Origin of the sequence: Glaciecola sp. 1036, assembly GCF_050306235.1 — a bacterium.
In the GTDB taxonomy this organism is placed as follows: Bacteria; Pseudomonadota; Gammaproteobacteria; order Enterobacterales; family Alteromonadaceae; genus Glaciecola.
The window spans coordinates 53,831-66,224 of record NZ_JBLWFH010000006.1 but is presented as its reverse complement, the minus strand read 5'-3'; the positions used below and the strand labels follow the sequence as shown (position 1 = coordinate 66,224).

13 protein-coding genes and 4 tRNA genes are annotated in these 12,394 nt (G+C 40.7%); 15 read left to right on the top strand and 2 right to left on the bottom strand.

The annotated features are described in order from the left end of the window. Positions 1-71 precede the first annotated feature (71 nt). From lolB to ACNKW3_RS10290, 12 genes are all read left to right on the top strand, one after another. Positions 72-689: a lipoprotein insertase outer membrane protein LolB gene (lolB, locus tag ACNKW3_RS10345; protein ID WP_427399220.1), complete on the top strand. Its 618-nt coding sequence runs from the start codon at positions 72-74 to the stop codon at positions 687-689. Then, positions 686-1,531 (top strand): 4-(cytidine 5'-diphospho)-2-C-methyl-D-erythritol kinase, encoded by an 846-nt coding sequence (gene ispE / locus ACNKW3_RS10340; protein ID WP_427399219.1) that lies wholly within the window; start codon positions 686-688, stop codon positions 1,529-1,531. The genes lolB and ispE overlap by 4 nt, the downstream gene beginning before the upstream one ends. Positions 1,532-1,625: 94 nt before the next feature. Further along, positions 1,626-2,573 (top strand): ribose-phosphate pyrophosphokinase, encoded by a 948-nt coding sequence (locus tag ACNKW3_RS10335; RefSeq protein WP_427399218.1) that lies wholly within the window; start codon positions 1,626-1,628, stop codon positions 2,571-2,573. A 97-nt stretch (positions 2,574-2,670) separates the two neighbouring features. Next, positions 2,671-3,090, top strand: coding sequence for a hypothetical protein (locus ACNKW3_RS10330; RefSeq protein ID WP_427399217.1), 420 nt, complete (start codon positions 2,671-2,673; stop codon positions 3,088-3,090). Between the two features lie 131 nt (positions 3,091-3,221). Then, positions 3,222-3,860, top strand: coding sequence for a 50S ribosomal protein L25/general stress protein Ctc (locus ACNKW3_RS10325; RefSeq protein ID WP_427399216.1), 639 nt, complete (start codon positions 3,222-3,224; stop codon positions 3,858-3,860). Between the two features lie 6 nt (positions 3,861-3,866). Further along, on the top strand, positions 3,867-4,448 hold the full coding sequence (pth, locus tag ACNKW3_RS10320) for an aminoacyl-tRNA hydrolase (protein ID WP_427399215.1): 582 nt from the start codon (positions 3,867-3,869) through the stop codon (positions 4,446-4,448). Positions 4,449-4,462: 14 nt separating this feature from the next. Further along, positions 4,463-5,554 carry a redox-regulated ATPase YchF gene (gene ychF / locus ACNKW3_RS10315; RefSeq protein ID WP_427399214.1) on the top strand — a complete coding sequence of 364 codons (1,092 nt, stop codon included), beginning with the start codon at positions 4,463-4,465 and terminating at the stop codon, positions 5,552-5,554. A 191-nt stretch (positions 5,555-5,745) separates the two neighbouring features. Further along, a tRNA-Met gene (locus ACNKW3_RS10310) sits at positions 5,746-5,822 on the top strand. A gap of 21 nt (positions 5,823-5,843) precedes the next feature. Beyond that, positions 5,844-5,928: transfer RNA gene (locus tag ACNKW3_RS10305), tRNA-Leu, on the top strand. Between the two features lie 5 nt (positions 5,929-5,933). Beyond that, positions 5,934-6,009, top strand: a tRNA-Gln gene (locus ACNKW3_RS10300). Between the two features lie 39 nt (positions 6,010-6,048). Beyond that, a tRNA-Gln gene (locus ACNKW3_RS10295) sits at positions 6,049-6,124 on the top strand. A 106-nt stretch (positions 6,125-6,230) separates the two neighbouring features. Beyond that, positions 6,231-7,646, top strand: a complete 1,416-nt coding sequence (locus ACNKW3_RS10290; protein WP_427399213.1) for an alanine/glycine:cation symporter family protein — start codon at positions 6,231-6,233, stop codon at positions 7,644-7,646. A 24-nt stretch (positions 7,647-7,670) separates the two neighbouring features. Here the strand turns inward: ACNKW3_RS10290 and ACNKW3_RS10285 are convergent, their stop codons facing one another. Then, the gene (locus tag ACNKW3_RS10285) at positions 7,671-7,847 is read right to left on the bottom strand and encodes a hypothetical protein (protein ID WP_427399212.1); all 177 of its coding nucleotides are present in this window, start codon (positions 7,845-7,847) and stop codon (positions 7,671-7,673) included. A gap of 15 nt (positions 7,848-7,862) precedes the next feature. Then, entirely contained in the window at positions 7,863-9,035 is a 1,173-nt protein-coding gene (locus ACNKW3_RS10280; protein WP_427399211.1) for an FAD-dependent oxidoreductase, read from the bottom strand. A gap of 347 nt (positions 9,036-9,382) precedes the next feature. Between ACNKW3_RS10280 and miaB the strand changes: the two genes are divergently transcribed. Genes miaB through ybeY form a run of 3 tightly spaced genes read left to right on the top strand, consistent with a single transcriptional unit; the run spans position 9,383 to position 12,366 of the window. Further along, a complete protein-coding gene (gene miaB, locus ACNKW3_RS10275) occupies positions 9,383-10,810 on the top strand; it encodes a tRNA (N6-isopentenyl adenosine(37)-C2)-methylthiotransferase MiaB (RefSeq protein ID WP_427399210.1) in 1,428 nt (475 codons plus the stop codon). Between the two features lie 42 nt (positions 10,811-10,852). Beyond that, positions 10,853-11,875 carry a PhoH family protein gene (locus ACNKW3_RS10270; protein WP_427399209.1) on the top strand — a complete coding sequence of 341 codons (1,023 nt, stop codon included), beginning with the start codon at positions 10,853-10,855 and terminating at the stop codon, positions 11,873-11,875. Then, the gene (ybeY, locus tag ACNKW3_RS10265) at positions 11,872-12,366 is read left to right on the top strand and encodes an rRNA maturation RNase YbeY (RefSeq protein ID WP_427399208.1); all 495 of its coding nucleotides are present in this window, start codon (positions 11,872-11,874) and stop codon (positions 12,364-12,366) included. Before ACNKW3_RS10270 ends, ybeY begins: the two co-directional genes overlap by 4 nt. Positions 12,367-12,394 lie beyond the last annotated feature (28 nt).

The following is a 12,394-nucleotide window of genomic DNA, read 5'->3' as shown; positions in this document are numbered from 1 at the left end:
GTCTTTGTATACCTGTGATATGCTGTAAATTCCCGCTGAAATACATTTTTTTAGAAGTTTGATTTTCATTTATGACAAAATTTGGCACTAAATTTATTCTGCTCTTTATGGGCATTCTCATCTTAGTAGGCTGTGCTAGCAAGCCAGATGTATCCCAGTCTTTAAGCGTAAATACCCTTAATGAATTACCTTCAAATTGGCATGTAAAAGGCAAAATAGCGGTAATAACGCCTGACGAAAGAAAAAGTGGTTATCTATCCTGGCATCAGATTGATAGTCAATTTGATATGTTGCTATCAACGGTAGTAGGGTCAACCATAGCAAAAATGCAGTATGACGGTCGCGAAGCTAACATTGAGGTAGATGATCAAAAATGGCAAGATAGCTCACCTGACTTTCTAATACAACAAGTGACGGGATGGGCCATACCCGTTAGTAGTTTGCCCGTTTGGTTGGCTGGGCAATACCAACCAAAAGACGCCACTAGTTTTTATCCAAACGGATTATTGGAAACCTTAACCCCAAGCTGTGTCGGTTGTGAAGTTTGGCAAATCAGCTATAAGAAATATGCAGATTTTAAGGTTAAGTCGCAAATGCAAAAAACCCTTCCAAGTTTGATAAATTTAGAACACCAAGCCAATGGAACACGTTTAATTATTCGAATAGACGATTGGACTTTTATCCAATGAGTGAATTTACCTGGTTAGCATCGCCTGCCAAACTTAATCTTTTTCTACACATCAACGGACGTTTTGAAAACGGTTATCATGATCTACAGACTTATTTTCAATTATTAGCTTCAGGCGATCAGGTTGGGATTAAGATTGACGACTCAAACCAAGTTTGCATGGCGGAGTCACTACCGGATGTAAAGGATGAAGATAATCTCGTCATTAAGGCGGCAAAAGCGCTTCTACCTTACAAGTCAAATTCCTTAGGTGCGCAGTTTAAAATCAAAAAAAACTTACCGATGGGGGGAGGTATTGGCGGAGGTTCTTCTAACGCAGCAACAGTATTATTAGCATTAAACAAATTGTGGCAACTGAATTTGCCCAATTCCCAAATGATGGAAATCGGTAAATGCATAGGTGCTGACGTTCCCGTATTTGTGAATGGGAAAAGCGGTTTTGCCGAAGGCATTGGGGAAAAAATTACACCGTTAGACTACCCTCAAAAGTGGTATTTGGTGGCAAACCCAAAAGTGCACATGAGTACACAAACTGTTTTTACCCACCCCGACTTACCACGAAATACGAAAAAAATAACGCCTGACGCGTTTAATTTCGAATCTACATCAAATGATTGTCAATCTTTGGTCTGTAAACTGCAACCTAAGGTTGCAAAATTATTACACTGGTTGGTAAACTACGCACCGTCGAGAATGACAGGTACAGGTGCTAGTGTTTTTGCTATATTTGATAGTGAAGATGATGCCAATGATGTACTTCGACAGTTACCTACAGAATTTACCGGCTTTGTCAGTAGAGGAGTAAGTGCCTCTCCCCTGCTTCAGCAACTCGGTTTAGCTTAGGTAAGGTCAAGCCGCCCAAATTTTTAGCTAAGTGTTGTTTGCAGTAAGTGTTAATTTGCGAACCACCCAATACTTTTGCACCGAGGAATATCTTGTGCCAGATATGAAGCTATTCGCAGGAAACGCCGTTCCTGAACTTGCTCAGAAAGTTGCCGACCGTCTCTATACTAAATTAGGAAACGCCAGTGTTGGGCGTTTTAGTGATGGAGAAATCTCCGTTGAAATTCATGAAAACGTCCGTGGTTCGGACGTTTTTATTATTCAGTCTACATGTGCGCCTACAAATGATAATTTGATGGAATTAATTGTGATGATAGATGCTTTCCGACGCGCTTCCGCGGGTCGAATTACAGCTGTCATTCCATATTTCGGATATGCCAGACAAGACAGACGTGTGCGCAGTGCGCGTGTACCTATTACTGCCCGCGTCGTTGCAGATTTCTTGTCCAGCGTTGGTGTAGACCGCGTACTCACAGTCGATCTACATGCAGAGCAAATTCAAGGCTTCTTCGACGTACCTGTTGACAATGCCTTTGGTACGCCAATTTTATTGGACGATATGTTCAAGCGCGACTTTACAGATCCAGTAGTAGTTTCTCCTGATATCGGTGGTGTTGTGCGTGCTAGAGCAACCGCTAAGTTGTTAAATGATTCAGACCTCGCCATCATTGACAAACGTCGTCCTAAAGCTAACGTCGCTCAGGTAATGAACATCATAGGTGATGTTAAAGATAGAGACTGCATCATTGTAGATGACATGATTGATACTGGTGGTACTTTGGCTAAAGCTGCTGAAGCATTAAAACAACATGGTGCTAAAAGAGTGTATGCTTATGCTACACACGCGATCTTTTCAGGAAATGCAGCTAAAAATCTAGAGGAATCTGTGATTGATGAAATTATAGTGACTGATAGTATTCCGTTTAGCCCTGCAATTAAAAAGTTAGACAAAGTAAAACTCCTCACTTTATCAGATATGCTAGCCGAAACTATTCGTCGCATTAGCAACGAAGAGTCTATTTCGGCTATGTTTGAATATTAAGAGTAAGTATTTAACTTAAATATATGAACTTTTATTAAAACCGTACTCACTTATGTGGTACGGTTTTTTTATTATTATTTGCTGACGAGGTTTTCAAATGAAAAATGCATGGTTTTTACTGATTCTGGTTATGGGCGTATATGGCTGTGATAGTACAGAAGTAAACTCAACCTCAAATGTTGAAGCTACAAAAACCAGCTCTGAATCAATTTCGGCTGAAACGCAAGATAAAGGGAGTACAGATATGTTTGAGCTTGAAGGTAAGATTGAATACAAGGATATTGAAGGTGGCTTTTATGCTTTTATTGGTAAAGACGGCAGCAAATTTACCCCCTTTAATTTAGATGCACAATTTCGCCAGAATGGTCTTGTCGTCCGCATAAAAGCAGAAGTAATGGAAGATATGATGACAACTACTCAATTTGGCAAGCTAATCAAAATTCACGACATTAGCATTGTAGATAGTTCAAGGGTCACTCCCGTAAAAGACCCAAAGACCATTAACTACAATAAATAATCATGGTTTTATTTGTAGATTCTGGCTTCCAGTGATAGAATGCGCCGCCGCTTTGTTAAGGCGGTGTTTTTTATTCTTAATTCTGATTGATTTGGTCGCAAAATCAATCAACACACATTTGGAGACAACTAATGTCTGATGCAATTTTTAATTTGGACGCAAGCGTCCGTAATGACTTAGGGAAAGGTGCGAGCCGCCGCCTACGTCATGAAGGCAAAGTGCCTGCGATCCTTTATGGTGGTAACGAAGAACCTCAAGCAATTACGCTAGAGCACAATAAAGTTATTCAAGCGCAAGAATTTGAAGCATTCTATTCTCACGTTCTTACTTTGAACGTTGACGGAAAGAAAGTTGAAGCGCTTGTAAAAGATATGCAACGTCACCCTTATAAGCCAAAAGTAACGCACATTGACTTTCAACGCGTTATTGCTGGTGAAAAACTTCACACTAACATCCCAGTTCACTTCTTAAACGAAGAGAAAGCGAAAGGTGTAAAAGTTGACGGTGGTCACGTTGAACATCACATGAACGAAATTGAAATCACCTGTTTACCAAAAGATCTACCTGAGTTCATCGAAGTTGACCTAATCAACGTTGAACTTGGTCAAACTTTACACTTAACAGATATTACACTTCCAAAAGGTGTTGAATCTGTTGAGCTTGCAAAGGGCGATGATCACGATCTTGCTGTTGTAACAATTAAAGCTGCTAAAGGCCCTTCTGCTTCTGAAGCTGAAGAAGGCAGCGATGAAGAGGGTACTGAGGAATAATCGTCAGTGTCAGCTTTGCAGTTGATTGTGGGCCTGGGTAATCCAGGCCCCGAATACAAAGAGACTCGCCATAATGCCGGCGCTATCTTGGTAGAAAACTTAGCCTCGCGTTTTAATGTGACATTAAAATACGAGGCTAAGTTTTTTGGTTTTACTGGTCGCTTAATAATACAAGGTCAAGAAGTCAGGTTACTCATTCCCACAACCTATATGAATAAGAGTGGTCAAGCTGTCGGCGCAATGTGCCGCTTCTATAAAATACCGACCGACAACATTTTAGTGGCTTATGACGAACTAGACTTTGAGCCAGGAATCGCCAAATTCAAAATCGGCGGTAGTTCAAGCCAAAATGGCATTAAAGACACTGTTCGCGCTCTGGCAAACAATCGAGATTTTTTACGTTTACGCATAGGTATCGGGCATCCAGGGCACAAGTCTAAAGTCACTGGGCATGTATTGAGTAAAGCACCAGCGCAAGAACACGAAAAAATACTCGCAGCCATAGATGAAGCTATTAGGTGCATAGAAATACTTATTAGCAACGGCTTGACTGAAGCGCAACAAAGATTACATTCGTTTAAAGCATAAGATAGGAACATAAAATGGGATTTAAATGTGGCATTGTCGGTTTACCAAATGTTGGCAAATCAACGCTTTTTAATGCGTTAACTAAAGCTGGAATTGAAGCAGCTAACTTCCCATTTTGTACCATAGAACCTAATACTGGTGTAGTACCAGTGCCCGACCTACGCTTAGATAAATTGGCGGAAATTGTTAAACCACAGCGGGTTATTCCTACCACTATGGAATTTGTGGATATTGCAGGGTTAGTAGCTGGCGCTTCAAAAGGTGAAGGTTTGGGTAATAAATTCTTGGCTAACATCCGTGAAACTGATGCTATTGGCCACGTGGTGCGTTGTTTTGAAGATGATAATATCGTACACGTTGCGGGTAAAGTAAACCCTGCCGAAGACATTGATGTTATCAATACTGAACTAGCATTGGCTGATTTAGAAACCACCGAAAAAGCATTACTTCGTGTGGGTAAAAGAGCCAAAGGTGGTGATGCTGACGCTAAATTTGAATTAAAAGTGTTAGAGAAATTACTGCCTCATCTAAATGAAGGCGGATTATTAAGAGCATTAGAGCTTAGTAAAGAAGAGCATGCTGCTATTAGCTATATGAACTTCCTTACACTTAAGCCAACTATGTATGTTGCTAATGTAAACGAAGATGGGTTTGAGAATAACCCATACCTTGATCAGGTGAAAGCCATCGCCGAAAAAGAAAATGCCGTTGTGGTGAGCGTTTGTGCCGCAATCGAATCAGATATTGCTGAACTTGATGATGAAGACAAGGCAGATTTTATGGCTGAACTGGGCTTAGAAGAGCCAGGATTAAATCGCGTCATTCGCGCTGGTTATGAACTTCTAAATCTACAAACCTATTTCACCGCAGGTGTAAAAGAAGTAAGAGCATGGACCTACCCTGCGGGTTCTACCGCCCCCCAAGCAGCTGGAAAGATCCATACTGACTTTGAAAAAGGCTTTATTCGTGCCGAAGTTATCGGATATGACAATTATATCGAAAATAACGGCGAACAAGGTGCAAAAGATGCTGGGAAATGGCGTTTAGAAGGCAAAGAATATATAGTTAAAGACGGTGACGTAATTCATTTCAGATTTAATGTTTAATTTATTATTGTCCAGTTTTTGTTTAATTAATCAGCATTAAAGTGGGTATTTTAACCCACTTTTTTGTTTTTAAAGCCTTAACCTTTTATTTCCAGTTGTTCAGTAATTATTCATTCGCTCATAAAGGTGAAAAAAACGGTTGACGCGCTAGTCTCATATCAGCATAATACGCGCCACTCCGAAAACGGAACGGCTACGTAGCTCAGCTGGTTAGAGCACATCACTCATAATGATGGGGTCGCAGGTTCGAGTCCCGCCGTAGCCACCAAAGTTCTTATTCGGGCTTCATGCGGAAGTGGTGGAATTGGTAGACACGCTGGATTTAGGTTCCAGTGCTTCACGGCGTGAGAGTTCAAGTCTCTCCTTCCGCACCAAAAGTTGGGGTATAGCCAAGTTGGTAAGGCAGCGGGTTTTGATCCCGCCATTCGTAGGTTCGAGTCCTGCTACCCCAGCCACTTTTGGTCTTAAAATAAGATAATCATTGTTCATTCAACTGGGGTATAGCCAAGTTGGTAAGGCAGCGGGTTTTGATCCCGCCATTCGTAGGTTCGAGTCCTGCTACCCCAGCCATCTGTTTTTTCTATGTCACCTAGATCATCTCTACCTTAATGATTTTTATTGTGGTATTTTAAATTTAACTCCCAATAATAAAAATTAATTCAAAAAGGACGCTCTCTTGATAGATGAAGTTGTAGGATTTGTTAATGATATTTTATGGCGTGAAGAGCAAATCCTTATCTATATTTTGCTGGTTTGCGGTATCTGGTTCACCCTTAGGTTAAAATTCATTCAATTGCTTGATTTTAAGCATATGTTTGGATTGTTAAAGAACAGTCAACAAGACAGTAAAGCGGGTATTTCCTCATTTCAGGCCTTATGCACTAGTTTATCTGCCCGAGTCGGTACAGGTAATCTCGCAGGCGTTGCAGTTGCTATTTCATTAGGTGGCGCTGGCGCCATATTTTGGATGTGGGTAATTGCGTTTTTAGGCATGGCGACAGGCTATGCGGAAAGTCTTCTCGGTCAAACCTATAAGATTAAAGACGCTAACGGTCAATTTAGAGGTGGACCAGCCTATTACATCAAACAAGGACTTAAAAGCTCTTGGTTTGCAATCTTGTTTGCCCTGTGTTTATTTTTTGGCTATGGATTTGTATTTAGCGCTGTTCAAGCTAATACCATAACGGATGCCATTCAAAACAGTTATGGCATAGACACACTGTATTCAGGCATTGTTATTGTTTCAATTGCCGGTGTAATTGTATTAGGCGGTTTACGCGCTATTGCCCGATTTGCTGAGTACGTCGTGCCTTTCATGGCGATTGCCTATGTATCTGTGGCGTTAATCATTACAGTTATCAACATACAGCTACTTCCCTCAGTGCTTTATGACATAGTCACTTCGGCATTCGGTCTTCAAGAAGCTGGCGCTGGAGCTTTTGCTGCCGCATTAAAGAACGGTATTCAACGCGGGCTTTACTCTAACGAAGCCGGTTCTGGTAGTGTGCCTCAAGCCGCTGCTAGTGCCGCCCCTACTCCTAATCATCCGGCTTCACAGGGCTATATTCAAATGTTAGGCGTATTCATTGATACCATGGTGCTTTGTACTGCCACTGCATTTATTATTTTATTAGGTACCGACACATCTGTTGGTCAAATGCAAGGCATTCAATTAACCCAATTAGCAATGGAAAATCATATTGGTGGCGTAGGCGCTGACTTTGTTGCTGCCGCAATATTGTTTTTTGCATTTACTTCAGTGGTAGCGAATTATGCTTATGGTGAGAGTAATCTGCATTTATTCAAGCTCGACCATAAGGTTGGTAGAAGTCTCTTTACCGCTGGTTACTTGGGAATGATTTTGTGGGGTTCTATGGCTGCCCTGCCTACCGTATGGGCTATGGCAGATATGGCGTTGGGGTTGATGACAGTAGTCAACGTAATTGCACTTTTCCTACTTACACCAACAATAGTCGCAGTAACTAAAGACTATAATCACAAGCGTAAAGCGCAAATTGATATTACCTTTGACCAAAGCGACTGCGAAATTCAAGGTGAGTTAGAAGAAACCATTTGGCAAGGCAAAAAATAAACTTTTTGCCTTATCCCCTGTTTCTTACAAAAGAAAATATTTAATCATTGCCGCTATAATTAAGATAAACACTAGCGGCATAAACCATTTTGATAACTTTGCCAAACTCTCGTTTGACATACGTACCCCTGATTTATCAATTAAAGGCACCATGATAATCAGGGCCAAAAATAAAACACCCAAAATAACAAATAAATTCATTCTTGTTTCCTAAAACTACTCTTTAAGGGAAGCTAAACCCATAGCGTATTTAAGCACACCTACTTTTAACAGACCTGCACTATCAGCCACTTTAAGTCCCAGATTTCGCATGACTTTTATTGGAGTAATATTATTACTAAAGGTTGCATAAATTAGATCCATAGCACTCATCATCAGCAAATTTTGAGGTTTTCTATTTCTCTGATAGCGGCTATATAAGCTAGATACATCCGATACGCCATACTTTTCGAGATAGTTCAAAAAGCAACTGACATCTTTAAAGCCTAAATTTACGCCCTGTCCTGCCAATGGATTTATAGTATGTGCAGCATCCCCCAACAATAGCGCTTTTCCAGAATAATATTGATTAGCATGACTGCGGATCAATGGAAAATATGCTTTATCTAAAATATCAAAATCACCAAGCTGCTTGGGAAAAGCTTGCTTTATCGCTGTCATTAACTCGGCATTTGACGCTGATTTAATGAAGTCTGTAGTTGATTGATCTGCATACCAAACTAAACTGGCAAACTTCTCATGCATGGGCAAAAAGGCCAAGGGGCCAGTGGGGGTAAATTGTTGCCAAGTTACTGGGTCAAAAGACTGGTGCATTTTAACTGAAATGACGTTAGCGTTTTGCCCATAGCGCCATCCTGTAACACCTATACCAGCCGCTTTTCTTACTTGTGAATTGGCGCCGTCTGCACCTATAATTAACGCTGCCTTAATGGTCTGTGAGTCATCAAGTTCCACCTCACCTGTTTCAACATCTATGATTTTCACTGAGGTATTACTCACAAGCGTTACATTGTCCATGAAGGTCTGTGAAATTTGCTCTAACAGCGCTATCTGCAATAACCTATTTTCAATGAAATAGCCCAATTGCGGGTAATTGACGTCTGCAGCATCGAATCTTGTTTTGGCTGTTTCTTGTTCCCAACATTCAAGCCCATTGTAAGGGGTTAAACGCATTTGGGTAATGTGCGACCAAACCCCAAGCTGCTTTAGCAATTCAACACTGTGCATATTGATTGCTGATACTCGCAAATCTGGCGCTTGTTGAGGTTCATAAGGGCTTGGAGGATTAGGTTCTATTAAACACACAGAATAGCCTTGTTGCGCACATCCAATTGCGGTTGCGGCGCCTACCATGCCACCGCCTACTATGCATAGGTCAAACTTTTTCACTATTGCTTATATCTCTTCGTCCATAATAAATCCGCAATATTATGCCACAATTTCCTAAGGATTTATGCGCCTAATAACTTGATCTCCCTCTATAAAACTCAAATTCCATTGCAGTTTTAGAAATAACACATAAAAAGTACTGAATTTAATTAGGGCGTGTTTATCCGCTCCTCAAATCATTACAAGAGCAAAGGTATTGAAATCTTTCCATATATTGATTGCTCGAAAAGAACAGAATTCCTACAAAAAGTTGGCTTGTAGAGCGATTTCGCGTTAAAATATCCGGCTATTTTTCGCATTATTATCAAATTAACAGACATCAGCCTAGCTAAGGAAACCGACAAAACATGAGTAAAAAGTTGTTTATTAAAACTTGGGGTTGTCAAATGAACGAGTACGATTCGGAAAAAATGTCCGATCTACTTAATGCTACGCACGGCTATTCCCTCGCGGATGAAGCTGAAAACGCTGATGTTATTTTGCTAAATACTTGCTCCATTCGTGAAAAAGCCCAAGAGAAAGTGTTTCACCAACTTGGTCGTTGGAAAAACTTAAAAAAGACTAATCCAGAACTTATTATTGGTGTTGGTGGTTGTGTAGCTTCTCAAGAAGGTGAAGAAATACGTAAACGCGCACCCTATGTGGATATCGTATTTGGCCCACAAACCCTGCATAGATTGCCTGAAATGATCAAGCAAATAAAAGCAGGCGATAAATCTGTTGTGGATGTCAGTTTTCCAGAAATAGAAAAATTTGACCGTCTTCCCGAACCAAAAGCAGAAGGACCTACTGCTTTTGTTTCAATTATGGAAGGATGTTCAAAATACTGTAGTTTTTGTGTAGTACCTTACACCAGAGGTGAGGAAGTTAGTCGTCCGGTAGACGATGTGATTTTAGAAATTGCACAACTAGCCGCTCAGGGTGTTCGTGAAGTTAATTTATTAGGACAAAACGTGAATGCCTATCGTGGAGAACAGCACGATGGCAGTATTTGTCGCTTTGCAGAGTTACTAGAGTTGGTCGCCTCTATCGACGGAATAGACAGAATTCGTTATACCACCTCGCATCCAGTTGAGTTTACTGACGATATTATTGAAGCCTATAAACATATACCTGAATTGGTAGATCATCTGCATTTGCCAGTTCAAAGTGGTTCAGATCGCGTGTTAAACATGATGAAACGTGGACATACAGCAATTGAATATAAGAGCACCATTCGAAAATTGAAAAAAGTGCGACCTAACCTTTGCATGTCTTCCGATTTTATCATTGGCTTTCCAGGGGAAACCCAAGAGGATTTTGCCGCTACTATGGATTTAATCAATGCAATTGGTTACGACCTGAGTTTTAGCTTTATCTATTCTGCTCGTCCAGGTACGCCAGCGGCAGACATAGTAGATGATGTTAGCGAGCAAGAGAAAAAAGAGCGTTTACATATTTTACAGCAACGCATTAATCAAAATGCGCAGCAAATCGCGCGAAATATGCTTGGCACAGTGCAACGCATATTGGTTGAAGGTCCATCGAAAAAAGATCAAGACGAACTAACTGGCCGTACTGAAAATAACAGAGTTGTTAATTTCAAGGGAACAGAAGACATGATTGGTGAATTTGTTGACGTAGAAATTGTCAATGTATTTACTAATTCCCTGCGTGGCGAAGTTGTTCGTAGAGAAAAAGATATGGGACTGCGTGTAGCACGTTCTCCGGCAAGTATATTAGCGAATAAACCTGTGGCCGACGATCTAGGTGTTATACAGGTAATGCCTGCCTAATTTTGGCGAGGCTTTTATTGCATAAACATAGAAGGAAAAGATTTGAGTAATTTGGTTAAAAATCAGCTAGTTTTAGAACCCTCTGATAATAAAAGGTTGTCTAGTCTATGCGGTCCTTTTGATGACAATATTCGTCAAATTGAACGAAGATTAGGTGTGGAAATTAGTTACCGTCATAACGAATTCAATATACAAGGTGATCCGTTGCAAGCAAACGGTGCCGTAGAATTGCTGAAGTTGTTGTATATTGAAACCCAACCCGTTAAGGGCAGTATTCCATTACTTGAACCTAACCAAGTGCATTTGGCGATTCAAGAAGCTAAGTGTCTAGAGCGAGCTGAAGCTGGTGATTACGCCAAAGAAGTGCAAATTAAAACTAAACGTGGCGTCATCAAACCACGTAATCCAAACCAAAGCCGTTATGTTGCTAATGTGCTTAATCATGATATTACCTTTGGTGTTGGACCTGCTGGGACAGGTAAAACATATTTGGCGGTTGCATGCGCAGTAGATGCATTAGAAAAGCAAGAAATTCGCCGGATTCTACTGACTCGTCCTGCGGTTGAAGCTGGTGAGAAATTAGGCTTTTTACCTGGTGATTTATCACAGAAAGTCGATCCTTACCTACGCCCTTTATATGACGCCCTGTTTGAAATGTTAGGGTTTGAAAAAGTTGAAAAACTCATTGAGCGAAATGTTATAGAAGTCGCACCTCTTGCTTATATGCGTGGTCGTACGTTAAATGATGCTTTTATCATTTTAGATGAATCTCAAAATACTACCGTTGAGCAAATGAAAATGTTCTTAACGCGTATCGGTTTTAACTCTAAGGCTGTTATTACTGGTGATATCACTCAGGTAGATTTACCACGAGGCGCTAGATCTGGCCTTCGTCATGCCATTGAAGTGTTGGGCGAAGTAAAAGATATTTCGTTTAACTTTTTCTCTGCCGCTGATGTCGTGAGACATCCTGTAGTTGCCCGTATTGTGCAAGCTTATGAAGATTATGAAGCCCTGCAATCAGAAAAAAAAGCGTCTGAAAAAAATAGCGCCAAGCGAGATTGATTATAAACACTTCATCATTAATCCTTGAAATACAGGTTGCTGACGAAATATCGTTGAAAGACGGCAACCTACTTCAACTCAATATCCAACAGCTTCAGCAAACTCTCTCTTGTATCCCCACAATTTTGGGGTTACAAGATGATGTCAGTGCAGTCATTCGAATAACCGGTCGAGAAGAGGCACAATCGCTGAATGACCAATATCGCGGTAAGAATTATCCTACCAACGTTTTGTCTTTCCCTTCAGATTTGCCTGATTTTGTAGAATCAGAACACATAGGTGATCTGGTGATTTGCCTTGATGTGGTCGTGGAAGAGTCGAAACAACAAAACAAAAATCTATTGCATCATTTTGTGCATTTATGCGTCCACGGTATCTTGCATTTATTGGGCTATGACCACATAGAGAATGAAGATGCTGAGGAAATGGAATCCCTAGAGGTTAAAATTTTAGCCCAATTAGGTATTGACGACCCATACCTGTTGCAGTAATTATAGACCTTGAACCTTAGAGCACGAG